The organism is Blautia sp. SC05B48 (genome assembly GCF_005848555.1).
GTDB lineage: Bacteria > Bacillota > Clostridia > Lachnospirales > Lachnospiraceae > Blautia_A.
The window spans coordinates 1,382,048-1,408,588 of the sequence record NZ_CP040518.1; the positions used below are offsets into that span (position 1 = coordinate 1,382,048).

Consider the following 26,541-nt stretch of genomic DNA (forward strand, 5'->3'; position numbering starts at 1 on the left):
TTGCAGGAGGTGTTTTTATATGAAATTTAAATTAAAAGATCCGGGAAGCGCCATAACCCACGGAATCGGCATGCTTCTTGCCGTGGCCGGAGCCACTCCGCTGATCGTGAAGGCGGCCAGAAGCACGGATGTTCTCCATGTTTTTGCAGTAAGTGTTTTTATCCTTACCATGATTCTTCTTTACCTGGCAAGCACACTTTACCATTCCGTAAACTCCACAGCCAAGGTGAACCGCCGTCTGAAAAAAATGGATCACATGATGATCTTCGTGATGATTGCCGGCAGCTACACTCCTGTATGCCTGATCGTTCTCCACGGACGCACCGGCTATATCCTCTGTGCCCTCGTATGGACTGTTGCCATCATCGGAATGATCCTCAAGGGCTGCTGGATCAACTGCCCGAAATGGCTTTCCTCTGTGATCTACATTGGAATGGGCTGGCTGTGTGTACTTGCTTTTGTTCCGATCTTCCATAGTCTGCCCCGCGCAGGCTTCGGATGGCTCCTTGCCGGCGGCATCATCTATACCATCGGCGGTGTGATCTATGCCCTGAAGCTTCCGATCTTCAATGCGAAGCATAAGAATTTCGGCTCCCACGAAGTATTTCATGTTTTTGTGATGCTGGGAAGTGTGTGCCATTTTGTTGTAATGTATTTCTTTGTAGCCGGTATGGCGATCCACTGAGTTGCTCTGTAATCAGATAGATAACAATCTCACCTTTCGGATACCAAAAAAACTTAAAGCCCCAGAACGCGGACAGACCTCAGGAAGTCGAAATTATGACTTCTCTGAAGCTGCCTCATGTTCCGGGGCTTCTTATTATGTCTGATCCAGCCTGTAATCCCGATGATCTCAGCCGATGGTCAGTGTGGAAAGACCACTGCAGTTAAAATATGCAAATGCTCCTATAGTCTGAACACTGTCCGCAATGTCAAGCTTTACAAGCTTTTCGCAGTCTGCAAATGCATAGGCTCCGATGCTGGTAATGCCCTCCTTGATCCGGACCTCTGTTATCTGGTCACGGTATCCGTTCCAGGGGACTTCTTCCTCATTTTGCCATTCATTCATGGCTCCCTGTCCTGCGATCTCGAGAACTCCGCTTTCATCAAGGCTCCAGGATATGGTATTCTCCTCCGCTCCGCAAAAACCGCTCTTTTCTTCTGCCTGATCGGTTTCTGTTTCCATATCTTCCGATGCTGCGTTCTCCTCAAATGCTGCTTCCGGCTGATCTTCCTGATTATCCGGGAGCATTTCCTGCGGAATATCCGCTTCTTCATTTTCCGGAAGCTCTGTTTCTTCCGGTGTTTCTGATGTATCTTGTGTCTCTGGATCATCCGGTGCTGCCGGCTCATCTGACATCTCTGGAGTTTCTGAAATCTCAGATTTATTTTCCGGTTCTGCTGCGTCCATTACCGGGACATCTTCCGTTTCAGTCCCTGTAATGGATTCTGCCGACAGATCCGTCACAGTATCCGATACAGCTTCCTTTGTCTCCTCCGCACTGAATGTATCCGCTGCAAAAACACTTTCCATCCATATCCCGCAGGTCAGCATACTGACAGCTGTAAGCCCTGCGAGTATTTTTTTATCTATCTTCATTTCCATGCCTCTACTTTCTGATCCTTACTGCTTTTACCTTGCTCCAGGAAGAATAATATTTCTTTGTTCCTGATTTTTTGTATGTGCGGATCCTTACGTAATACGTTTTGTTTTTCTGAAGCTTTGTCAGCGTGTATTTCGTTTTGGATGCTCCGGACACTGTTTTTTTGCTTCCGGATCTGAAATTTTTGTTTACGGAATACTGGATCTCATATCCGGTCACATATCCGTTTTTCTTCCATGTGATCTGCGCTTTTCTGCCTGACAGGTTCTTTGCCGTCGTCAGAGTAGTTCCTGCCGGGTTGACTGTGACTGTAATGTGCTTTGTGGCGGCATTATATCCTGCTGTGGCGGAAGAACGGATCGTGATCCTTGCACTGCCGGTGAATTTTGCCGCAATCGTGATCCTTCCTTGTTTATCTACCTTTACAGATTTACTGCTGGAAGAATATTTCAGCGGAGCTTTCCCATAAACTTTTGCATTGATGCTGATCTTCCGGGCTTTTGCATACCAGGTCTGCCGGATATTGGAGGCTTTGATGGTATTGCTGCGTTTTGTTACTTTGATGGTGCAGAAGGTGGAGCCGGAGGTATAATTGGTTCCCTTTGCAGCGTATGCCATGATCGCCGCGGTTCCTCCGCCTTTGATGGTTACTTTACCGGTGGCTGGATCTACAACGGCAGCTTTGGGGTTACTGGAGCTGTAGGTTATGGTTCCGTCTGTTGTTTTTTCAGACAGTGCACAGAGGAATGGTTTTGTGCCGTATTTTACAGTTATTGTTTTTCTGTCAAATTTCAGGCTCGGCTTTGTCTGCTCGATAAGAAATCCTGCTTTGTAGGTTCCGCTGTAATTTCCGGCTCCTGTGATCTCCAGCTCTGCATTTCCCGCATTGATGTTATTGCTGCATTTTACAGTGTAATCTGTGTTTTTCCGCAGTGTATAGTTTCCATCCATGATGATCATTTCCGGTGTTTTTTCAGTTCCGTCATAGGTGTATTTCTGCTCTGCGATCCTGATATCACACAATGCAAGGCTTCGTTTTGCCGGACTGCCTGTCTTTGGATCCCATGGTACCCAGGTAATATTTCCACCGTAATCCCGGAGGATATCCAGGGACCAGGTTTTGTCTGTGTATGGATAGTATACGGTTGCAGTTACATTTTTGAAGATGTTATTTCCGAGTTTCGGGCTGTTACCGTAGAAATAGATATTCTGCAGATTTTTGCTGTCTGCAAATGCGTTGTCGCCTATTTCTGTTACGTTTTCTTTGATATTCAGATTCACCAGGTTTGTACAGTTGCTGAATGCGCCCGGTTCGATCACCGTTGCATTTTCCGGAAGTGATTTTCGGATCTCAAAGTTTTTTGTTGCTGTTCCTGTATAATCGCTGTCGATTTTGGCGATCACGGTGATCTTTGCTGTTCCCGGATTTACATTATCTGCAAAATATACCTGGTAGTCTTTTCCTTCTGTCAGTGTTTTTTCGTTGTAAGTGATGGTTACTGTTGGTGCTTTTTCAGTTCCATCGTATACATAGGTCTGTTCTGACAGCTGAATGCTGCAGGCTGACAGAGCGATCTTCGCTTTTTCCAATATCGGAAGCTGGCGGTATTCTTTATGTGATGCATTTCTTCTGCAAACTCTTTCTGCCTGTCCCGGTTCTGTATAAGTTGCAGCCTTTATTGTTTTCCACTCTCCGTAATCATGACCTAACGCTGCTGTTGTGGTCTGGGCTTTGAGTACGGTTCCGCAGACACTGCAGTGACTTCCTTCGGTCTTTCCTGTGGTTTCGCAGGTGGCTGCTACCGCTGCGTCTTTCACTGCCTTGTGGCCTGTGGCTGCGATCGTTTCTGTGCGTGTCTTTTTGCAGTGGGTGCAGGTGTAGGTCTTCGTTCCGGCTGCAGTGCAGGTCGCTGCTTTTGTTACTTTTCCGTTATCCCAACTGTGTCCAAGCGCTGCTGTTGTGGTCTGGGCTTTGAGCACGGTTCCGCAGACGCTGCAATGACTTCCTTCGGTCTTTCCTGCTGTTTCGCAGGTGGCTGCTACCGCTGCGTCTTTTACTGCTTTGTGGCCTGTGGCTGCGATTGTTTCTGTGCGTGTTTTCTTGCAGCGGGTACAGGTGTAAGTCTTCGTTCCGACTGCAGTGCAGGTCGCTGCTTTTGTTACTTTTCCGTTATCCCAACTGTGTCCAAGCGCTGCTGTTGTGGTCTGGGCTTTGAGCACGGTTCCGCAGACACTGCAATGACTTCCTTCGGTCTTTCCTGCTGTCTCACAGGTGGCTGCTACCGCCGCGTCTTTTACTTCCTTATGACCTGAGGCTGCGATCGTTTCTGTGCGTGTCTTTTTGCAGCGGGTGCAGGTGTAGGTCTTCGTTCCGGTTGTGGTGCAGGTTGCTGCTTTTGTTACCTTTCCGCCGTCCCAGCTGTGGCCTAGTGCTGCCACTGTGGTCTGGGCTTTTATTACCGTGTTACAAACGCTGCAGTGGCTTCCTTCGGTCTTTCCTGCGGTCTCACAGGTGGCTGCTACCGCCTCGTCTTTCACTGCCTTGTGGCCTGTGGCTGCGATCGTTTCTGTGCGTGTCTTTTTGCAGCGGGTACAGGTGTAGGTCTTCGTTCCGGCTGTGGTGCAGGTCGCTGCTTTTGTCACCCTTCCGCTGTCCCAGCTGTGGCCTAATGCCGCCACTGTGGTCTGAGCCTTGATCACTGTGTTGCAGACGCTGCAGTGGCTTCCTTCGGTCTTTCCGGTTGTCTCACAGGTAGCTGCTACCGCCGCGTCTTTTACTGCCTTGTGGCCTGTTGCTACGATCGTTTCTGTTCGTGTCTTTTTGCAGCGGGTACAGGTGTAAGTCTTTGTTCCGGTTGTGGTGCAGGTCGCTGCTTTTGTTACCTTTCCGCCGTCCCAGCTGTGGCCTAGTGCTGCCACTGTGGTCTGGGCTTTTATTACCGTGTTACAAACGCTGCAGTGACTTCCTTCGGTTTTTCCGGTTGTCTCGCAGGTGGCTGCTACCGCTGCGTCTTTCACTGCCTTGTGGCCTGTGGCTGCGATCGTCTCTGTGCGTGTCTTTTTGCAGCGAGTGCAGGTGTAGGTCTTCGTTCCGGCTGTGGTGCAGGTCGCTACTTTTGTTACTTTTCCGTTATCCCAGCTGTGGCCTAGTGCTGCTGTTATGGTCTGGGCTTTTATTACTGTGTTGCAGACGCTGCAGTGGCTTCCTTCGGTTTTTCCTGCTGTTTCGCAAGTAGCTGCTACCGCCGCATCTTTTACTGCCTTGTGGCCTGTGGCTGCGATCGTCTCTGTGCGTGTCTTTTTGCAGCGGGTACAGGTGTAGGTCTTCGTTCCGGCTGTGGTGCAGGTCGCTACTTTTGTTACTTTTCCGTTATCCCAGCTGTGACCTAACGCTGCCACTGTGGTCTGGGCTTTTATTACCGTGTTACAAACGCTGCAGTGGCTTCCTTCGGTTTTTCCTGCTGTTTCGCAGGTGGCTGCTATCGCCGCGTCTTTCACTGCCTTGTGGCCTTCCTTAACAACAGTTCTTGTGCCGAGTTTCTTTAAAGTGCCACCGCTTCCGGTGCCTGAATTATCAGCATACATCACCCAGATTTCCAGAGTATTATTTACTTCCTTCAAGCTGCTTCCGGAAATCTTCACTTCATATGCCCTGGCATTCGGGATAGTCTGTGTAGTGGCATTCGCGGATGTAGTATAACTGATTCCATTTACCACATATTTAAAAAGTGAAATCTCTTTTGAACTGTCTCCGGCCCATCCTTTAAGGATAATCTCCTCACTGTCCTTACAGCTGATCTTCGTATTATCAGCCGGTGAAAGGATCTCGTCACCAGACTGTACTTCCTCCGAAGTATCATCATAAAATTCCACACTTACCGTATAAGACTTCTTTGTAACCCCATCCGGTGCTGTAAGCGTATATACAACCGGACTGGTAAAATCATGCTTCGAACCATTCCAGAATCCTGAAGGAAGTTCAGTTCCCATGCCTGAGCCATAGTCAATCGAAGGCTTCAATTCTGTAACATTCGTCCCCCTCGGCACCCGAAGAACGATCGTATCCTCCCCGATCGCACCGATAACATCCTGCTTCAGTCCAGGATTTTCCACCTTCTTAAGCACAAAACTGTAAAATGCAGCCTGATCAGAAGGAACCACATGGATCGTCACAGTCACCTGAATACTCTCCTGTGTCTCTGTATCGCTGATCTTATACTGTGAACTGTAATCTCCGGCTGACGCCGTAACAACACCCGTATAGCCAAAAGCATTATATTTTTCTCCGGGCAGATTCGTGCGTGTCAATCCTGCCGGCAGCTTTTCCTCAATTACTGTAGTCGCATACGTTCCACTTCCACCAGTCACATTATCTGTGCACGGATGCTGCGCCGCACTTTTTCCTGCACTGACATACAAATCCAGTGCCGGTACAGTCAGCGGACTCCGCACCGTGATCGTTGATGACGCCGCAACTACCGAGCCATACTCTGACGGCAGTTTATCCGTCGCATAAAATACGATCGTACTTCCGCTGTCATCACTTTCCAGAACCTTATCTGCTGCAACCGTTGTAAAAGATCCATTCTTTCCAAAAGCAACATGAACGCCATATTTCTCCAGCTCATCCGCTTTAAATATCGGAGTCTGCGTCCCATCATTATATGTGATCTGCAGTTTCACACCGGACAGATCCAGCGTATTCCCAACTGTAAACTGAGTTTTTGCCGGTGCTGCAAGCACGGAAAGCTTCGTTGCTTTTCTGGCTGTTACCGTAATTCTTACCGGAATTTCTTTTCCAAAATAATTGAATATCACGGAGGTATCCGCAGACTTCAGCGGACCTGTTTTATCATAGGAAAAGCCACTGTAAATATATACATAACGTCCACCTATTGTGGCAAAAAAGCTGGCGCCTGAAGGATCAAACTTCTGGTTTTCACTGTATGTCGTCTTCGGATGCCCGGAAAGCACAATACTTGTAATATCACTGGCAGATGGTTTTTCGACTGTCATCGACCAGCTGGTCTGTTTTCCCTTATAATTGATCGTCAGTTCCCTGGTCCCCATTTCCGAATTTTCAAATCCGGTGATCATATCCTTCGTGATCGTTACTGATGTAGAATTATTAACGATAAGCGTTCCCCAGTACGCCGGAACTTCTCCCACGTAACATTTTGTCGGTACACCGGAAACAGAAAGCGATCTGATCGCCGATGCATCTGCACGTTCCGGCAGTCCATCCTTGGAAATCTGCCAGTCTCCGTCAAAGCTCCAGCCTTTATATGAGTTCGGATTTTTCATCTGCTCTGCTGTAAGAACACCGCCTGTTGTAAACGTCTGTTCCGTGTTTGTCCCGATGAGCGCTCCCTGGCCGTTTTTACCATAACATTCCGAAACATGTCCGTTCAGACCGATAGCAGAATTGAGTACATTTGCATTTACCTGTGCACAGATCTGACCTGTAACTGCTGTTCCGCCAGTCACGTGAAGCGTACCTGTAAAAGCACACTGTTTCACATATCCGCCCATGTTTCCAAACTGTTCGATCCGGCCGGCAATGCCTCCAAGGTAAACCTGATAAGAATTTCCGTTAGCCTGTGTGACAGAAAGATTTCCTCCTGCAACACATTTTTCAATAGTACCAATGTTTACTCCTGCGATACCACCAACATAGCTGTCTGTAGCTGTCATGGATATGGAAATATCTGCTCCGGACGAACAGCCGCTGATAGTACCGGCCACCTCGTTCTCTCCGACAATCCCGCCAAAAGCCGGGTGGCTCATGGAACTGGTAGAGCCCATATGTCCTGTTATCGTTCCGGTCACCTTGCAATCCTGGATCTTACCGGTATTATACTGTGCCACAACACCATGGATATCATGACTGTCATAATCAAAATCCGCAACAATATTCAAATCCTTTATCGTTCCTGCGTTCTGCTGGATCAGAGGCTTTTGGAGACCGGTTATTGTGAAACCGGCTCCGTCCAGCGTTCCACTGAAATACGATGCCGAAAAATTTGTCCTTCCGTCTGTACTGATATTTTTTGTCAGACGATAGTATGCTCCCTGGTTCGCCTGGATCAGATTAAGATCATCAATCGAAGATATCTTATATGGATTTGCAGACGTACCATCTCCCTCTGCCGGTGCAAGGGAAGAACTTCTGCTTCCAATGATACGATAAACAATCCCTGCTGAGCCATCCGTCGGAACGGTAAACTTGCCATTCGACAGCTTCACCAGAATTGCCGATGCTGCCGGCAATGTATGCTTTTCATTACTGTCTCCTGCATAAACCGGGAATGTTGCAGCCTTTGCCGCAGCAATGGTATCCCCGTAAAAGCTGTATTTACCGGAGCTCTCACCGGCTGCAACTGCCGTATAAAAATCCGCCATAAGCTCCTTAAACGAAACTCCGGTTACTTTCTCCAGATATTGCTCACAGCTGAGAGAAGAAGCATCGATCGTATAAAACTTCGGAAGCACCTTCATAGGCTGATAGCTTCCTGCCATCCGGTCAATAACATATCTTACAAAAAGATACGGCATTCCATAGTCCTGTGCATTGTCATCCCGGTAATTCTCATAGATCAGCGAAGCTCCTGAACGGATGGTCGTATTACTTCCAATACCATTCAGCCAGCCGCTGCTGTCCGTTCCTCCCCAGAGATAGTCCATGACAGCCACTGCAAGACCCTCATTCAGCCACGAATATCTGCCGGTACTCATAAATCCGGTTTTCAGCCAGAGGATTGCATGCTGTCCCTCATGAACAAGAAGGCCATTTCTCTTTGACATTTCCCCCGAAAATAAGAGGATGCTGACGGTGTGTTGATATGGATCGCTGTGATCCCCTCATCATACATATACATACCGCTGGCGCTGCTTAAAGACTCCAGCAGGATTGACAACTTGCCGGAGCCATCCTGTGCCGGAAAATCACCTGCACAGAGCTGGTTAAGGATACGGTAAGGCTGACCATCGTAGACAGCTGCCATATCCGCGGCGATCAGAGATGTTTTCCCTGCAGTATCGTAATCTGCCTTCATGTTCTCATCCATCCACACATAGCAGTGTTCACCAACCCCGATGCAGACATATGTTTTTCCATATGTATCATGGCCGTTAGTTCTATAAATGTACTTTTTTTCACCTACCTGATAGGTGGTCGCCGCAGCCTGTACAGCAGTCAGCATCGGCTGATCATCCTGCATGTATGCCTGCAGCTGCTCATCCTCCAGACTCTGTACCTGTCCCACATCTGCTGCCTCTCCCGCAGTTTCCTCTGCAGCTGCCGCCTGTGCCGATGTCCCGTCAAACTGCAAGGTTCCCGTATTTCCGGGATTTGTGGTATCTGTGTTAATGATAACTGCATATTCCCCGGAAAATGTTTCTCCTGGCTTCCCTTCCTGAACTGCTGCAAAAACATCTGTTCCGCAAAATAACCCCAGAAACAGAAAACAGCACATAAGCCGGAGACAAAAATCTTTTGTCTTTTTCATCCTCTTTCCTTTCCTCTTCTCAGCTGACTGAGTTCTTTGATTTTTGTGTTTATTCTACCATATTCACAATATTCACACAATTCCAAATACTTGATTTTTATTATCATAAAGCGTCTTTTTCTGCCTCCGTTGCAGCTGTCCGCCTGCCGTGTATACACAAAAAGAGCGAAAAGCTCTGGTATTGGTATCGTGCAGAACTTTTCGCTCTTATTGAACTTCTCTATAAACTTTTTAGCCTATCTGATTTTTATTTATATTTTTCTTCAGTTCATCCAACTGCTCCTGAGCAAGTCCTGTAACTTCTCGAATTTGAGTATCCGTAAATTCTTTGAGCTTCAGCATATTAACTGCGGTTTGGATAATTCCCTGACTAAGCCCATTAGCATACCCCTCTTCCATGCCTTCCTCACGAGTCTGTCTCATATGTCGTTCTTCATCGTACTCATATATACTCACTTTCTTCGCCTCCGCTCGGTTTTTTCTCAAAAAATCTGCCAGGATTCCTTCGCTGATGCATTCTGTGCTCGCCCGCTCTACCGCTTCATCCAGTGGCATCTCTGCTGCATATTCTCTCACACGGAAGGTGTATTCCGCATAGTCTTCAAGGGTCCTGCAGGTTTCCATCAGTTTCCGGTTATGACCTTTATCGTCATTCAAAACTTCATCAGCTCCAGCTTCTTCTCTCTGGTCAGCTGCTTGATCCGGTACTCCCGGCTCATGGCCTCCTCCTTTGTGGCAAAGCCTTCGTAATACACCAGCTTCACCGGCCTTTTGGCCCGGGTATATTTGGCGCCTGCTTTGCCTTCATTATGGGCTTTCATCCGCCTGGCAAGGCAGTTTGTCCAGCCGGTGTAAAGTGTGCCGTCCGCACACTGCACGATGTATGTATAGTTCATGTCAGTTTCCTCTTCTGTAAAAAATTTCGGCAATGTAATACCAGTACACCAGTATATTTCCGGCAGTATCCACACAGATCGTTGTCGTCCTGTAAGGCTGATATCCTTCCTTCTATGTAAAGACAGCCACCGGCATTTCTTCAGCAGCCGTCCTTCTATTCTCAAGCAGCCGGCACAATTCATGTATTTCACTTACATCAAAAAATAAAGCAGGTCGGGATTCCGGCTGCGGATTTTCCCACCTGCTTTATTATACGGTCATTTCTTATTTCTGTGAATATGGAATTCACTGCATAGCTGCTATATAGGTATTCGTATTCTGATTTTGCTGTATTTCCAGATCAACGAGCCCAGCCTACTCCATCACATAATTCTTCAACGCATAAAGCTTTCCATCAGCCTCCGCAGTTTCCACCTTCACAGCCTGCTCCTGCGTTTCTGGATAGTATCTGGAAGAGAAAACAACCTCTCCGCCATTCACATAGATTTCCACAGCTGTAGTATCAACAAGAACTCTGATGCTTTCGATCCTACCGAACGGAACATGCGCCTTACGTACTTTTCGTCCGGCACCGGCCTTCTCGGAGAGAGTTAAGCTCACATCTCCGTCTTGATACTCCAGGAAGAGGTTTTCCCCAAGGCTTACCTTGCCCTGATCCCCCCTTACCTGAACATCCAGATCAAACGGTCCATTTACCGGAATCTCCACATCGGAACCGCTGATAGAAACGCCAGCCCTTCTCAGCCCGTTCAGTTCTTCCACCGGATACTGATAAAGCATTCCGTTTTTATACGTAATTTCTCGCGGAACAGTCAGGCAATGCTGCCAGCCTTCGCTCTCTGCTGTAGGATTCACATATTCCTCATCTGCATCCGGCATTCCCATCCAGCCGATCAGGATCCGTCTGCCCTTTCCATCCTGGAATGTCTGGGGTGCATAGAAATCAAAGCCGTGATCCCATTCCCGGAAAGCTTTTTCCTCCGGCTTTCCATCTTTCAGGATAAAGTATCCCGACTGATAGATGTTCTGAAAACGGAATTCTTCTCTGGTCAGTCCCTGGGGAGATACCGAAAGCACTTCCTGTCCCTCAAGAGTAAAAAAATCAGGGCACTCCCACATGTATCCGAATGCCTTCTCCGTAGTAAGCTCACAGTCAAATTTCCAGTTTTTCAGATCTTCGGAGCTGTAAAAAAGTACGGCACCCTGGTCGCTTTTCTGACGGCCGCCAAGGATCATCCGGTACTCTTCACCTTCCTTCCAGACCTTCGGGTCACGAATATGGCAGGTGTAATTCTCCGGATAATCCTCACAGGAAACCGCAACTTCCTTTGTTCCGAAATGAAGGCCGTCCGCACTCTCCACATGAAGAGTGCTGGACTGCCTTCCGTTATTAATATAATCATAATCTCCATCCATCTTGATATTTCCTGTGTAGAAAAGATGAAGCTTATCTTTCTCCGCAATGGCAGAGCCTGAGTAAACACCATGACAGTCATAAATGCTGTCCGGCAGAAGCGGAACCCCTTCATATCTCCAGCTGATCATATCTTCACTGGAGTAATGTCCCCAGAATTTCAGTCCACCGTTGGCCTCAAACGGAGAATACTGGAAAAACACGTGATATCTTCCCTTGTACCAGCATAATCCGTTCGGGTCATTGAGCCATCCCACAGGCGGCATCAGATGATGTGTCAGACGATTTGTCTGCATCGTCCTGGCAACTGCTGCCGTTTCCTCGGTTTTTCGAACTTCCTCCGCAAGGACCTTGGTCAAAGAACTCATTTATTTAACCTCCAGTACTTCAGAACCATTATTTACTGTTCCTTCTGCAAGCATTTTTACTTCTTCATAATCATCGGTATTGGTTACGATCAGCGGTGTGGTCACATCATAGCCGGCTGCCTTAATAGCATCCATATCAAAGGTGATCAGTGTCTGGCCTTTTTTGACCACGTCACCGTCCTTTACATGAGCGGTGTAGAATTTACCGCCAAGCTCAACGGTGTCAACGCCGATATGGATCAGCAGCTCCAGACCACTTTCTGTCGCAAGCCCGATGGCATGCTTTGTGTCAAAAATTGTAGAAACCGCAGCATCACAGGGTGCTTTTACTTCACCTTTGGACGGAATCACTGCCACACCCTTTCCAAGGACTTCGGATGCAAAGGTTGCATCCTTTACTTTTGAAAGCGGGATCGCAATTCCCTCAAGCGGGCTGTAGAGGGTCTGTACGCCTGTCTCTGAAGTTTCCTTCCGGGCAATTTCTGCCGGAGCATCTGATTTTTTCTCTGCTTCAATATTTTTTTCAGCTGTTTCCTGTACCTCATCCTTATATCCGAACATCCAGGTAAGCACAAAAGCCACACCGAATGCGATGACAAACATCAGGATATAACCAACTGGATTATTCAGGCACAGCAGTATTCCAAAGATACCGGTAACACCTGTTCCTGTGGCACCAAGACTGGTGATGGAGGCAAAAAGTGCTCCGCATGCACCACCCAGGCAGCCCATGATAAACGGCTTTCCGAAGCGGAGGTTTACACCGAAGATTGCCGGCTCTGTGATTCCCATGCATGCGCTTAAAGCAGAAGGAACAGCCATGGATTTGATCTTCTGATTTCTGGATTTCAGGCCTACAGCAAGAGCTGCACCACCCTGTGCAACGTTAGCTGCAGATGCAAGTGGCAGCCAGTAGGTAACGCCGAATTTGGCCAGCTGTCCAAGGTCAATGATGGTGTACATGTGATGAACACCAGCAACAACAGTCGGTGCATAAAAGGCACCCATGATAAAGCTTCCGATTCCAAATGGCAGTGCGATCAGCCACTGGATTCCATCCAGAAGTCCGTTCTCAACAGCTACGAAAATCGGTCCAATAATGGAAAGTGTAAGATAACCGGTTACAAAAACACTGACAAGTGGTGTTACAAAAAGATCGAACATTGCAGGTACGACCTTATGAAGTCTTTTCTCGATCTGTGCCAGTACCCATACTGCAATGATAACCGGGATCACATGTCCCTGATATCCCACCATGTCAATGGAGTAAAGTCCAAACCATACCTTCTGCGTTGCCTGCACACCCTCTGTTGCAACAGTCCAGGCATTCTGCAGATTTGGATGAATCATGATCATACCGATAACCGCACCCAGATAAGGGTTGGCACCGAATACCTTCGCACCACTGTAAGCGATAAGGATCGGCAGAAATGTATACGCTGTGTTGCTGAAAAGCTGTGCAAATACATAAATGGAACCATTTGTGTTAATATTCAGGAAGCCGTTGTTTACCATGAAGTTCAGGGCTTCCATGATTCCCATCAGGAATCCGCTGGCTACGATAGCAGGGATGATCGGGACAAAAATATCTCCCAGTGTCTTGATCAGCCTCTGTACCGGATTGGCCTTGGATGCTGCCACCTTCTTAAGTTCATCCTTACTGCTCTCTGATATTCCGGCGATCTGGATAAATTCATCATAAACCTTGTTTACAACTCCTGTTCCCAGGATGATCTGCATCTGTCCCTGTGCGAAAAACACACCCTTCACACCGTCGATATTCTCCACATATTCCTTATCCGCCTTGTCATTATCCGCAATGACCAGACGAAGCCTTGTTGCACAGTGCGCCGCGGAAATGATGTTTTCTTTCTTTCCTACATGATCATAGATTTCCTGTGCTGTCTTTCTGTAATCCATGTCCTTCCTCCTTTTCTGCTACTGTTCCCGGACAGTCATCTCTTTCTTCTTTCCCTTTCTTCGGATCAGATCTGTCTGTTCTTTCTTCAGCTTCCCGGGATCTATTATCTCTGATCCATTATTTTTCATTTATTTATGAGATTGATTTCATATATCTATTCATACAATGAATGATGATTTTTCCATTTTTCAATGGTTTGTTTTATGTTGTCGCTTGTGTTCTTATGTGGAATCGTTCTCATATCTTGCTTGTATTATAACCACTACATTCTTATTTGTAAATCCGCAACATCTCACAAATTTCTTCGTTCAAAATTGTAAATATTCTATAAGAACAGATGCAAGACAGACAAATCAGTCGGGACATCACAGAAAAAATCTGACATTTTTTTGTGTTTGCCCAGCCATAACACATAAACACACAAAAAGAAGCAGGTCTTTTTCTCCCAAAAGATCTGCTCCTGTTCCACAATAACTTATAATTTCTTCCTCTGTCTGCGAGGATATTCTCTGTTACCTGTGAGATTCCCGTTCCACAAGTTCACATCCCATTTTTATTTCCTTGCTGATCCCGGTATCGTTCTCAATAAGATCAGCCAGCATGGCTGCTGCCTCCATTCCGCTGGTCTTATAATAAAAATGTACCGTTGTCAGCTTCGGTTCCACGATCTTACCCGGAACTCCATCCCCAATCCCTGCGATCTGAACATCCTCGGGAATGCGAAGCCCGATTTCCTTCAAATAAGTCATGGCTCCCACCGCCATAGTATCCGTAGCACACACAAGAGAATCTATGGAAGGCTCCTCCTCAAAAAGCTCCTTCGCCATCTCATAACCGGAATCCATGGTGAAGTTTCCTATCTTCATCCTCTCCGGCACGACCTCCAGCTTAGCTTTATGGATAGCATCCATAAAACCCTTTTTCCGGCAGGCACCAACTGCCTCGTCCTTATCTGTAACGCCGATATAGGCAAACTTTTTTCCCTTCTCTGACAGCTTCTCCGTGACCTGAAAAGCTGCTTTATGATCGTCCTGATAAATACATGGGTATCCGTCCAGATGCTGTCCCAGGATCACGATCGGCACCTTGTAATCCTTCAGCATCTGTTTATGCTTTCTAGTAAACATGGTAGCAATAAGAACCACTCCGTCCACCTGGCGTTCTTTAAACAGAGAAAGGTATTTCAGTTCTTCTTCCACATCATTATTGGTATTAGCAAGGATAAGCTGATATCCTCTCCGTGTAAGAATATCACTGATCCCTTCCACCTCACGGCTTATAGTATCTGAATTGATCTTTGGAAGGATGACACCGATGAGACTGGTTTTTTTAGTCCGCAGTGTCTGTGCCTGGGAGGATGGCTGATATCCTGTCTCCTGGATCACCCTGCGGATGACTTCTTTTTTTTCACTGCTGACATATCCATTATTCAGATATCTGGATACCGTAGCTCTGGAAACTCCGGCAAGCCTGGCTATTTCATTAATGTTCATAACTTATGTACCTCTTCTTTTATCCTGTTATATCTGTCCTTGTATGCATATTTATAATATAGATTATACACGGTTTCTTTCCGGTAAAAAAGATTCTTTTCCTATATAAATGGAAATTTTTGGTTACTGCTCACTCCATTCTCTCCGTAACCGGCAGCATGATTCACAAGGCAGAAGATACGGGATGCATATACCTCCCATCCCGTATCCTCTGCCTTTGTCTGTACCTTTTACTATAATAAACGGATTACCTTCCGGCTGTTATCCTCCATGTTCTGTTTCCAGAAAGCTCCCCGGCATATCTGTTTTTCGGTTTTCCGTGTCATTCCAGATATTCAAACGGATCTACCGGCACGCCATCCTTTTTCATTGCAAAATAAAGATTCGGGCCTTCTACAGAATAATATTTTGTAGGTGCACTGATATTTCCGATCACTTCACCCTCCTTTACTGTGTCACCTTCTGCCACAGTAAGGTCCTTCAGCTGCCCATATACTGCCTGATAACCATTTCCCAGCTCCATAGTCACAGTCGTTCCCGTACAGGCATCCTGTACAACAGAAAGCACCTGACCATCTGCCGCCGCATACACCGGCGCATCCTCCACTGCCTGCAAAGCAATGGCAGGGCTTACACGATACTGATCCAAAGTCGGATAATATACGGTTTCATCCATATTATAATCCACTAGAACTGTTCCTCTGACCGGCCATTCCATAATGGAATCCTCCGTAAAATCCAAGACCTGTGCCGCAATTCCGACAGCTGAGGTCTCCGCGGTATCTGTGGAAGCTCCAGCTCCGTTATTCACCGCTCCCTCTGCCGCTGCATTTCCGACATTATCTGCTGTATTTCCAGCACCTTCTGCACCTGCTGCCGCAGACACGCTCCTATCCTCCGTACCACTTCCATTATCTGCATATGCCGCTGCATTTTCGGCTGTACCACTTCCTGCAGTCTCACGGATGCTTCCGGTCACTCCGTCTGCATCTGCTCCGGCTTCTGAAGCTCCTGACAAACCTGCTTCATCTCCGTTTTCTCCATCAGAAATCTCATCCTGTACTGCATCCTGCCAGCCATCTCCCGCAGCTGCAGCATCTTCTGCGTTTTCTCCGTCCGAAAGCTCCTCCTCCAGCCCGGTCTCTTCTACCTGTGCAGAATTTTCCTCCTGGGGATTTTCTGCGATGGGCTTTGTTCCAAACTGATAAACAGTAATCCCAAGTGCCGCTACTGCTGCCAGAACTCCTCCGTTGATAATACCTCTCACGATTTTACTTTTCATATTCTTTCCACCTCTGTCTGATATGTTCATTTTCAGTAACAGAAAAAACAGTAAAACGGACATCTTTCTTTCCCGCTGCTGCCGTTTCGGTCACCATTTCTATATCTATAGAGTGTCCAGAATATGGCTGTCTATTCATTTTCTGAATATTTTTTTATCAGACGTTGCTTCTGATGCCTGACTTTCTTTAATCCTCAGCTTTCAACTCCATCTCCGGAAAATATCTTTTCAGGATCTCCTCCGCACTGCTTCCGTTTTTTGCCATCTCATTTCCACCAAACTGGGAAAATCCCACACCATGACCGCTGCCACGCACTCTCAGATAATAAATATCATCCTTTTTCTTCAAACTGAAATTCGCTGATTCCAGTCCCATTCCCGCTGCAAAGCTTTCTCCCTCCAAAAGTGTTTCCCCAATCGTAAGCTCTGTCACATAACCGGCACTGTCCCGCTTTTTGATCTTCAGCTCCCCGGAAAGCTGTCCCGCAGGAATTTCCACGATTTTTATATGATCCGGAGATTTTTTGTCCTCACTGCTATCTGCCGATTTCAGATATGTATACGCCTCATCATGAAAAACTTCTTCCCCGCTGCGGGTTTTCCCGGCACTTCTCTTATGCCAGGGAGTCAGTCTCACTTTTCCTTCATATATAAGTACCTGACCACCCGTCTCTTTTGCTGTCTGTTCATAGATCTGCCTTTTTTCTGCAAAAAAATATCTCCAGACTTCCTCTGTATTTCCGTTTTCCCTCAGGATCTCTGCGAGATTTTTCCCCTCGCCCAGCCACCTTTGAATATTCGACCGTGTGATCACAGTCTGCGCTTTTATGGTTTCTTTTTTCATATCCGGGGAAATCTGCGAAAAAACAATGACCGGGAGATATTCTTCCATATCCGGTACTCTCTCTGCCAGAACCATCTCCGGTCCATTAATGGTTGCCGCCGAAAAATAAGGAAGAACAATTGCCAGAAACACCAGACAATATCGAAGAAGCGCATATTTTTTCATAAAAACACCATAAGCGTTCTTTTTCCTAATATATGTTCTTTTGCCAAAAATTATTATTTGCTGTATACTATAGCAGTTCCATGAATCAATGCATCAAAAAAAGTTATTCCGAACATGCTGCAGTAATTTATGGAAATACTATATATCAATTCAAAAAGTATCTGCAGCGATCAATCCTGCTCACAGCTTATTGCTTTCCACGAATGGAGGTATCACACACCATGCTTGCCATCTTTCTCGCACCATTATATATTCTCATTAATATTTATATCGTCCGTTGGATGATTTTGTGGATGGCTGCCTGCACTCATTTTTTGCAGACCTTTACGTTCCGGGCATGCTTTGCAGGTGTTTATATTTTTCTGTCCACTTCTCTTCTGACCTGTTTTCTCATCCGGAAGCCTCCTGCGCTCCATCGCTTCCTGAAAAATACGGCAAATTATTTTCAGGGAACATTTCTTTACATCCTGATCGTAATCGTAACTACAGATCTCTGCAGACTGATCCTGAAGCATACGCTTCATCCGGCCTGGATGTATTCCCGGAAAGCCTTCGTAATAACAGGCGCTGTCTGCACCCTTCTGATCATCGGTGTCAGTCTCTATGGGATTTTTAACCAGTGGAATATTAAGACAAAAACTTATGATGTGAAAATAGACAAGCAGGTGAAGGGAATGGACTCCCTGAAGATCGTCCTGCTCGCAGACATTCATTTCGGTTACAGCATCGGAGAAAAACATGCCGGGCTTCTTGTAAAAAAGATCAACGCCGAAAATCCGGATCTGATCTGTATTGCCGGCGATATTTTTGATAACGAATATGAGGGGATCAAAAACCCCAAAAAAACAGCGGCCATTCTCCGTTCGCTGAAATCCAGATACGGCGTTTATGCCTGCTGGGGCAACCATGATCTCAGCGAACCGATTCTGGCCGGTTTTACCTTCCGCAATGCAAAAAAAGATTATGATGATCCCAGAATGCGGAATTTTCTGGAATCTGCCAACATTCGGCTTCTCGATGACGAAACCGTCCTCATAGATAAACGGTTTTCTCTGACAGGCCGTAAGGATCCTTCACGCTGCCGAAAAATGTCCGACACCCGTAAGGATCCTGACGAGCTTACAGCCTGCCTTGACAAAACACTCCCGATTATTTTTATGGATCATCAGCCCGGTCAGCTGGATGAAGTGGCAGCCGCAGGCGCAGATCTTGATCTCTGCGGTCATACTCATGACGGTCAGCTGTTCCCTCTGAACATCATCACCGGCCTGATCTGGGAAAATTCCTGCGGTTACCTGAAAAAAGGGACTATGCACAACATCGTTACTTCCGGCGCCGGCATATGGGGCCCGAATATGCGTACTGCCACAAACAGTGAGATCTGCTCGATCACAGTACATTTTTATCCTGCCAGACCTAATTCCTCTGATCCCTCATAAATATCTTCCACCGGCAGTTTCTCCGTACTCTCACTATCCTCTATGCTACATTCGCACAGATATAAAACAAAATTCCCGCCTGCTGCCTTGAGCAACAAACGGGAATTTATCTGATCCAATTAAAAAGTGAGGCATCGGGGATTCGAACCCCGGACAACTTGATTAAAAGTCAAGTGCTCTACCGACTGAGCTAATACCCCATATTTTATACTAAAACACGCTCAGGCTTTTTCCAACTAGCCATTCGTATGTTTTGCATCAAAACACGCTCAGGCTTTTTCTAACCAGCCGTTTGTGTGTTTCACATTAAAACATGCCCAGAGCCGGAATCGAACCAGCGACACGAGGATTTTCAGTCCTCTGCTCTACCAACTGAGCTATCTGGGCATAAGTAGCGGGGACAGGATTTGAACCTATGACCTTCGGGTTATGAGCCCGACGAGCTTCCAGACTGCTCCACCCCGCGTTATTAAATGTTAAAAGCCGATGATCGGACTCGAACCGATAACCTGCTGATTACAAATCAGCTGCTCTGCCAATTGAGCCACATCGGCATTTAAGTGGATGGAGAAGGATTCGAACCTTCGAAGGCGGTGCCAACAGATTTACAGTCTGCCCCCTTTGGCCACTCGGGAATCCATCCATAATCTATGGGACCTATAGGGCTCGAACCTATGACCCTCTGCTTGTAAGGCAGATGCTCTCCCAGCTGAGCTAAGATCCCATATTTAATTCATTACAGCTAAGCTGTAACGACCCAGAAGAGACTCGAACTCTCGACCTCCGCCGTGACAGGGCGGCGCTCTAACCAACTGAGCCACTGGGCCATTTTAAGGTTTGTACCTTAAAAACTACATACATGCTTGTTGATTGTTAATCAAACTCTTGAATCAATTCTTAACCTGCGTTTCTTGGTCAAGCCCTCACCCGATTAGTAACAGTCAGCTCCATGTGTTACCACACTTCCACCTCTGCCCTATCTACCTCGTCGTCTTCAAGGGGGTTTACTTCACTAAGAATGGGATATCTCATCTTGAGGGGGGCTTCACGCTTAGATGCCTTCAGCGTTTATCCCTTCCGGACTTGGCTACCCGGCCATGGCTTTGGCAAGCCAACCGGTCCACCAGCGGTCCGTCCATCCCGGTCCTCTCGTACTAAGGACAGCTCCTCTCAGATATCCTGCGCCCACGCCGGATAGGGACCGAACTGTCTCACGACGTTCTGAACCCAGCTCGCGTACCGCTTTAATGGGCGAACAGCCCAACCCTTGGGACCTACTACAGCCCCAGGATGCGATGAGCCGACATCGAGGTGCCAAACCACTCCGTCGATGTGAACTCTTGGGAGTGATAAGCCTGTTATCCCCAGGGTAGCTTTTATCCGTTGAGCGATGGCATTCCCACTTAATACCACCGGATCACTAAGCCCTACTTTCGTACCTGCTCCACCCGTCGGTGTCGCAGTCAAGCTCCCTTCTGCCTTTGCACTCTTCGAATGGTTTCCGTCCATTCTGAGGGAACCTTTGGGCGCCTCCGATACCCTTTCGGAGGCGACCGCCCCAGTCAAACTCCCCGCCTGGCATTGTCCCACCGCCGGATTACGGCGGCTGGTTAGAAGCCCAATATCACAAGGGTGGTATCCCAACAGCGGCTCCGCGGCAACTGACGTTACCGTTTCTCAGCCTCCCACCTATCCTGTACATGCAACACCGGACCCCAGTGCCAAACTGGAGTAAAGCTCCATGGGGTCTTTCCGTCCTGGCGCGGGTAGCCAGCATCTTCACTGGCACTTCAATTTCACCGGATGTATTGCCGAGACAGCGCTCAAATCATTACGCCTTTCGTGCGGGTCGGAACTTACCCGACAAGGAATTTCGCTACCTTAGGACCGTTATAGTTACGGCCGCCGTTTACTGGGGCTTAAATTCAAAGCTTCGCATTGCTGCTAACCTCTCCTCTTAACCTTCCAGCACCGGGCAGGCGTCAGCCCATATACCTCACCTTTCGGTTTCGCATAGACCTGTGTTTTTGCTAAACAGTTGCTTGAGCCTATTCTCTGCGGCCTGCTCTCGCAGGCACCCCTTCTCCCTAAGTTACGGGGCCATTTTGCCGAGTTCCTTGGCAATACTTCTTCCGCCGGCCTTAGGATTCTCTCCTCATCCACCTGTGTCGGTTTACGGTACGGGTACAATATGAACGATAGCGGCTTTTCTTGACGCATGGCTCACGGGCTTCGCTACTAGTCTTCGCTCCACATCACGTCTTCCCATTGCATGGCGGATTTTCCTACCATACTGGTACCTCGCTTGTACCGGGCTTTCCATTCCCGGCTCCCGCTCTCCTTACGTGTCCCCACAGTTCTGTCATACTGCAGTACAGGAATATCAACCTGTTGTCCATCGGCTACGGCTCTCGCCCTCACCTTAGGTCCCGACTCACCCAGGGCAGATCAGCTTTACCCTGGAAACCTTGGATATTCGGCCTAGAGGATTCCCACCTCTATCTCGCTACTCATTCCGGCATTCTCTCTTCCATGCAGTCCACAGCTCCTTTCGGTACTGCTTCTTCCCGCATGCAATGCTCCTCTACCAATCTATTACTAGATTCCTTAGTTTCGGTGGCGCGTTTCAGCCCCGGACATTTTCGGCGCAGGACCTCTCGACCAGTGAGCTATTACGCACTCTTTGAATGTATGGCTGCTTCTGAGCCAACATCCTGGTTGTCTTCGAAATCCCACATCCTTTTCCACTTAACGCGCACTTTGGGACCTTAACTGTAGGTCTGGGCTCTTTCCCTTTTGACCGCCCAACTTATCTCGTGCAGTCTGACTCCCGGTGATATCTACACGGCATTCGGAGTTTGATATTCTTCGGTAGGCTTTGACGCCCCCTAGGAAATTCAGTGCTCTACCTCCGCAAGACTCACACCGAGGCTAGCCCTAAAGCTATTTCGAGGAGAACCAGCTATCTCCGGGTTCGATTGGAATTTCTCCCCTATCCACACCTCATCCCCACCCTTTTCAACGGATGTGGGTTCGGTCCTCCACTACCTCTTACGGCAGCTTCAACCTGGACATGGATAGATCACCCGGTTTCGGGTCTACTCCTACTGACTCTGGCCCTGTTAAGACTTGGTTTCCCTACGGCTCCACACCTGAAGTGCTTAACCTTGCCAGTAAGCGTAACTCGCCGGACCGTTCTACAAAAAGTACGCGGTCGTACATATAAAGTACTTCCACAGCTTGTAGACACAGGGTTTCAGGTTCTCTTTCACTCCCCTCCCGGGGTCCTTTTCACCTTTCCTTCACAGTACTATGCGCTATCGGTCACTAAGTAGTATTTAGCCTTAGGGGGTGGTCCCCCTTACTTCCCACAAGGTTCCTCGTGTCTCGTGGTACTCCGGATCCTGCTCAGTCAGCTCTGCTTTCACGTACGGGGCTTTCACCCTCTCCGGCCGGCTTTCCCAAAACCGTTCTGTTAACTTCGCTGAATCTTAAATGCAGTCCATGACCCCGGCATGCACGCACACCGGTTTAGGCTCCTCCGCGTTCGCTCGCCGCTACTTACGGAATCGATGTTTCTTTCTTTTCCTCCGGGTACTTAGATGTTTCAGTTCCCCGGGTTCCCCTCCATACGTTATGGATTGGCGTATGGATGCATGAGGTCTGCTCATGCGGGTTTCCCCATTCAGACATCTCCGGATCACGGGATATTTGCTCCTCCCCGAAGCTTTTCGCAGCTTATCACGTCTTTCATCGGCTCTTAGTGCCAAGGCATCCGCCCTGTGCCCTTATTGCTTGACCTTTCGCTTCATCACCCTAGCGTAGGTGATGCGGTCTCTTGATTCTCGTGTCTTCCGATACTCACGTATCTTCCGACATGTGTTTGATTACTCTGTTCATAACAGATAAATCGATGTCTTCCTATCTTTGCGTTTGCATTAATTTCTTAATACTTTGCGTTTAAGGATATTTGATTAACTTAATCAAATTTCATGTATGCAGTTTTCAAGGTACAATATACCGGGCTTTAATACTTAAAACCCGAGTGGGCTTAAGTGGACTCGAACCACCGACCTCACGCTTATCAGGCGTGCGCTCTAACCAGCTGAGCTATAAGCCCATCTTAGGATTTTTAAATCCTAGTGGAGATGAAGAGATTCGAACTCTCGACCCCCTGCTTGCAAGGCAGGTGCTCTCCCAACTGAGCTACATCCCCATTTGATCTGGCAGCCACCTGCTCTCCCACACCGTCTCCAGTGCAGTACCATCGGCCGCTTAGGTCTTAACCGTCGTGTTCGGGATGGGAACGGGTGTGTCCCCTAAGCGCATCGCTACCAGAAATATCACTATTCAATTTCCTTGATAACTCAACAGTAAAACACATTTCTTTTCTCTACTTTTTCCTTAGAAAGGAGGTGATCCAGCCGCACCTTCCGATACGGCTACCTTGTTACGACTTCACCCCAGTCATCGGTCCCGCCTTCGGCAGCTCCTTCCTTGCGGTTAGGTCACTGACTTCGGGCGTTACTGACTCCCATGGTGTGACGGGCGGTGTGTACAAGACCCGGGAACGTATTCACCGCGGCATTCTGATCCGCGATTACTAGCGATTCCAGCTTCGTGTAGTCGGGTTGCAGACTACAGTCCGAACTGGGACGTTATTTTTGGGATTTGCCCACCCTCGCAGGTTCGCTTCCCTTTGTTTACGCCATTGTAGCACGTGTGTAGCCCAAATCATAAGGGGCATGATGATTTGACGTCATCCCCGCCTTCCTCCAGGTTATCCCTGGCAGTCTCCCCAGAGTGCCCACCTTAAATGCTGGCTACTGAGGATAGGGGTTGCGCTCGTTGCGGGACTTAACCCAACATCTCACGACACGAGCTGACGACAACCATGCACCACCTGTCTCCCCTGCCCCGAAGGGAAGGAACGGTTAAGTTCCGGTCAGGGGGATGTCAAGACTTGGTAAGGTTCTTCGCGTTGCTTCGAATTAAACCACATGCTCCACCGCTTGTGCGGGTCCCCGTCAATTCCTTTGAGTTTCATTCTTGCGAACGTACTCCCCAGGTGGAATGCTTAATGCGTTTGCGGCGGCACCGAATGACTTTGTCACCCGACACCTAGCATTCATCGTTTACCGCGTGGACTACCAGGGTATCTAATCCTGTTTGCTCCCCACGCTTTCGAGCCTCAACGTCAGTTACCGTCCAGTAAGCCGCCTTCGCCACTGGTGTTCCTCCTAATATCTACGCATTTCACCGCTACACTAGGAATTCCGCTTACCTCTCCGGCACTCAAGACGGGCAGTTTCCAATGCAGTCCCGGGGTTGAGCCCCAGCCTTTCACATCAGACTTGTCCATCCGTCTACGCTCCCTTTACACCCAGTAAATCCGGATAACGCTTGCCCCCTACGTATTACCGCAGCTGCTGGCACGTAGTTAGCCGGGGCTTCTTAGTCAGGTACCGTCATTTTCTTCCCTGCTGATAGAAGTTTACATACCGAGATACTTCTTCCTTCACGCGGCGTCGCTGCATCAGGGTTTCCCCCATTGTGCAATATTCCCCACTGCTGCCTCCCGTAGGAGTCTGGGCCGTGTCTCAGTCCCAATGTGGCCGTTCACCCTCTCAGGCCGGCTATGGATCGTCGCCTTGGTGGGCCGTTACCTCACCAACTAGCTAATCCAACGCGGGTCCATCTTATACCACCGGAGTTTTTCACACTGAGCCATGCAGCTCTGTGCGCTTATGCGGTATTAGCAGTCATTTCTGACTGTTATCCCCCTGTACAAGGCAGGTTACCCACGCGTTACTCACCCGTCCGCCACTAGAATTAAATTAAATCGACCGAAGTTTCAATAAAGTAATTCCCGTTCGACTTGCATGTGTTAAGCACGCCGCCAGCGTTCATCCTGAGCCAGGATCAAACTCTCTGATAAAATGTTTGATTCATTTACTCAAGACAACCGTTTGGCTATCTCTCGTTTTTACTGCTTTTGGTTTGTTTAAACCGTTCTTTAAATGTAAAGAAATTTTCGAGAATCGTATGTGTTTCACTGTTTAGTTATCAAGGTTTGTTGTATCTGTCTCTCAGACAGCTCATTTATTTTATCTCATCTCAAATCGTTTGTCAAGTACTTTTTTCAACTTTTTTCAACTTTTTTCAAACTCTTTTTTGATGAATCTCTGTCTCGCTGACAGCTTGTTTACTTTATCATGTCTGCAAGCATTTGTCAACAAGTTTTTTCATTTTTTTGAAAAATTTATTTTTTTCAAAAAAACAACGGAGAAGGAGGGATTTGAACCCTCGCGCCGCGTTAGCGACCTATACCCTTAGCAGGGGCACCTCTTCGGCCTCTTGAGTACTTCTCCAGACTCCGAACTTATAATTTCTTATTAAATTGGAGCACATTTCTTCTGTGTTTCATCCGAAACGCATGGTTAATTATAGCTGAACGTACTATAATTTGTCAACACTTTTTTTATTTTTTTTACATTAATTTTATTCTACTATGATAGATATGGAATCGAACAAGAGATATACTGTAGTGCTAATGGCTTTACAGCCTTTAGATCCATTAGAAAAGGGGCTGTAAAATAACAGTCATCTACGCAAAAAGAGGACTTTTCGTTCATTTTAAAAGAAAAGTCCTTTTTAAAATTTCATATTCAAATCTTAAGGCACATTCTTATAATTCCTAAAATCAGCAAATGTACTGGATAAAAAAGATAATTAAACCACTTATTCTGTTTTCCACGTTCTCCATTATAAGTAAGTGTCAGGCCAAATCCAAGCAAAGCCCATGGTTCTTTGAACATGGAAAGATAGGAAAATGGAATCGCAAGTGCCTGTCGGTCATGAAAAATATAATAGAAATATCCAATCAGCACCGCATGGTGTTCATAATCTAATCCTAGATTCATTGCAGCAAAGCACAATACTGCCACAATGAGAAATGATACGAAATACCATAAAGCTTTCGGCAATGCTGCCATCTTTTCCTTGAGTACATCAATCAGCCAGATCATGGCAAGCACCAAGGCTAACGTAAACATAATATTGTTCCAGTTGGCTTCAAAAAATGTAGCTGTTGTACACATATCAAAAGGAATTTCTGATATTACTCCAAATACAAGAAGTGTAATTAAATACTTCCATTTATTTTTTGTGTGGAAATAGCCTTCCACGAGAAGGAAGATGAATATTGGAAATGCGATTCTTCCTAAAATATCAAAAAAGTCACTCAACCGATTCAATGCTCCTCCATCCAAATTCGGATAGATTAACGCTTTGTTTGTGTGATCGATAAGCATAGATAGAAAAGCAATGTATTTAAGCTGTGCCCCTGAAAATATTTTTATTCTTTCTTTTATATTGTTCATAAAAAATAGTCCTTTTTTTAATTTCTTCAATTACATTCACTTATTGGGTCATCTTTACCCACCCCACTGGATATGGCGAAAAGGAACCGTTGAATAGTAGGAAGCTAAGATTGTGATAACTCTATATTACTATAGTTGTTTTGAAAAAACTATATAAAAGAAGAGTTTATGAAGCATAAAGCTTTAAAGAAAATCGAAGGAGGAAAGTCCACTCAAAGAGTGAA

13 protein-coding genes, 10 tRNA genes and 3 rRNA genes are annotated in these 26,541 nt (G+C 47.1%); 2 read left to right on the plus strand and 24 right to left on the minus strand.

Features of this window, described 5'->3' with window-relative positions:
• Positions 1-19: 19 nt before the first annotated feature.
• A complete protein-coding gene (gene trhA, locus EYS05_RS06335; RefSeq protein WP_118515178.1) occupies positions 20-685 on the plus strand; it encodes a PAQR family membrane homeostasis protein TrhA in 666 nt (221 codons plus the stop codon).
• A 168-nt stretch (positions 686-853) separates the two neighbouring features.
• Here the strand turns inward: trhA and EYS05_RS06340 are convergent, their stop codons facing one another.
• From EYS05_RS06340 to EYS05_RS06385, 10 genes are all read right to left on the minus strand, one after another.
• Positions 854-1,600 (minus strand): leucine-rich repeat domain-containing protein, encoded by a 747-nt coding sequence (locus tag EYS05_RS06340; RefSeq protein ID WP_158293309.1) that lies wholly within the window; start codon positions 1,598-1,600, stop codon positions 854-856.
• 10 nt (positions 1,601-1,610) lie between these two features.
• The gene (locus EYS05_RS06345) at positions 1,611-8,408 is read right to left on the minus strand and encodes a leucine-rich repeat protein (protein WP_138276824.1); all 6,798 of its coding nucleotides are present in this window, start codon (positions 8,406-8,408) and stop codon (positions 1,611-1,613) included.
• Positions 8,351-9,112 carry a hypothetical protein gene (locus tag EYS05_RS06350; RefSeq protein WP_138276825.1) on the minus strand — a complete coding sequence of 254 codons (762 nt, stop codon included), beginning with the start codon at positions 9,110-9,112 and terminating at the stop codon, positions 8,351-8,353. The genes EYS05_RS06345 and EYS05_RS06350 overlap by 58 nt, the downstream gene beginning before the upstream one ends.
• Before the next feature lie 231 nt (positions 9,113-9,343).
• Positions 9,344-9,769: a hypothetical protein gene (locus EYS05_RS06355; protein ID WP_138276826.1), complete on the minus strand. Its 426-nt coding sequence runs from the start codon at positions 9,767-9,769 to the stop codon at positions 9,344-9,346.
• Positions 9,766-10,008, minus strand: coding sequence for a GIY-YIG nuclease family protein (locus EYS05_RS06360; RefSeq protein ID WP_022426137.1), 243 nt, complete (start codon positions 10,006-10,008; stop codon positions 9,766-9,768). Before EYS05_RS06360 ends, EYS05_RS06355 begins: the two co-directional genes overlap by 4 nt.
• A gap of 355 nt (positions 10,009-10,363) precedes the next feature.
• Positions 10,364-11,791 (minus strand): glycoside hydrolase family 32 protein, encoded by a 1,428-nt coding sequence (locus EYS05_RS06365; protein WP_138276827.1) that lies wholly within the window; start codon positions 11,789-11,791, stop codon positions 10,364-10,366.
• Complete coding sequence (locus tag EYS05_RS06370) at positions 11,792-13,711, minus strand: PTS beta-glucoside transporter subunit IIBCA (protein WP_138276828.1); 1,920 nt, start codon at positions 13,709-13,711, stop codon at positions 11,792-11,794.
• Between the two features lie 513 nt (positions 13,712-14,224).
• Positions 14,225-15,205: a LacI family DNA-binding transcriptional regulator gene (locus EYS05_RS06375; protein WP_118516213.1), complete on the minus strand. Its 981-nt coding sequence runs from the start codon at positions 15,203-15,205 to the stop codon at positions 14,225-14,227.
• A 322-nt stretch (positions 15,206-15,527) separates the two neighbouring features.
• A complete protein-coding gene (locus tag EYS05_RS06380; RefSeq protein ID WP_138276829.1) occupies positions 15,528-16,487 on the minus strand; it encodes a M23 family metallopeptidase in 960 nt (319 codons plus the stop codon).
• A 187-nt stretch (positions 16,488-16,674) separates the two neighbouring features.
• Positions 16,675-17,496, minus strand: coding sequence for a SpoIID/LytB domain-containing protein (locus EYS05_RS06385; protein ID WP_138276830.1), 822 nt, complete (start codon positions 17,494-17,496; stop codon positions 16,675-16,677).
• 293 nt (positions 17,497-17,789) lie between these two features.
• On the opposite strand from EYS05_RS06385, the gene EYS05_RS06390 reads away from it, so the two are divergent.
• Entirely contained in the window at positions 17,790-18,935 is a 1,146-nt protein-coding gene (locus EYS05_RS06390; RefSeq protein WP_330575576.1) for a metallophosphoesterase, read from the plus strand.
• A gap of 127 nt (positions 18,936-19,062) precedes the next feature.
• Here EYS05_RS06390 and EYS05_RS06395 read toward each other — a convergent pair.
• From EYS05_RS06395 to EYS05_RS06460, 14 genes are all read right to left on the minus strand, one after another.
• A tRNA-Lys gene (locus EYS05_RS06395) sits at positions 19,063-19,135 on the minus strand.
• A 114-nt stretch (positions 19,136-19,249) separates the two neighbouring features.
• Positions 19,250-19,322: transfer RNA gene (locus EYS05_RS06400), tRNA-Phe, on the minus strand.
• Positions 19,323-19,327: 5 nt separating this feature from the next.
• Positions 19,328-19,401, minus strand: a tRNA-Met gene (locus EYS05_RS06405).
• A 15-nt stretch (positions 19,402-19,416) separates the two neighbouring features.
• Positions 19,417-19,489, minus strand: a tRNA-Thr gene (locus EYS05_RS06410).
• Positions 19,490-19,496: 7 nt separating this feature from the next.
• A tRNA-Tyr gene (locus EYS05_RS06415) sits at positions 19,497-19,578 on the minus strand.
• A gap of 8 nt (positions 19,579-19,586) precedes the next feature.
• Positions 19,587-19,659, minus strand: a tRNA-Val gene (locus EYS05_RS06420).
• A 29-nt stretch (positions 19,660-19,688) separates the two neighbouring features.
• Positions 19,689-19,762 (minus strand) — tRNA-Asp (locus tag EYS05_RS06425).
• Positions 19,763-19,846: 84 nt separating this feature from the next.
• A 23S ribosomal RNA gene (locus EYS05_RS06430) occupies positions 19,847-22,736 on the minus strand.
• Between the two features lie 245 nt (positions 22,737-22,981).
• Positions 22,982-23,055, minus strand: a tRNA-Ile gene (locus EYS05_RS06435).
• Between the two features lie 23 nt (positions 23,056-23,078).
• Positions 23,079-23,151 (minus strand) — tRNA-Ala (locus EYS05_RS06440).
• Positions 23,152-23,156: 5 nt separating this feature from the next.
• A 5S ribosomal RNA gene (rrf, locus tag EYS05_RS06445) occupies positions 23,157-23,274 on the minus strand.
• Between the two features lie 69 nt (positions 23,275-23,343).
• Positions 23,344-24,873 (minus strand): 16S ribosomal RNA (locus EYS05_RS06450).
• Together the 16S, 23S and 5S rRNA genes with 10 tRNA genes alongside form the textbook arrangement of a ribosomal RNA operon.
• Positions 24,874-25,218: 345 nt before the next feature.
• Positions 25,219-25,306: transfer RNA gene (locus EYS05_RS06455), tRNA-Ser, on the minus strand.
• A 297-nt stretch (positions 25,307-25,603) separates the two neighbouring features.
• Entirely contained in the window at positions 25,604-26,317 is a 714-nt protein-coding gene (locus EYS05_RS06460) for a TraX family protein (RefSeq protein ID WP_021885873.1), read from the minus strand.
• Between the last annotated feature and the right edge of the window lie 224 nt (positions 26,318-26,541).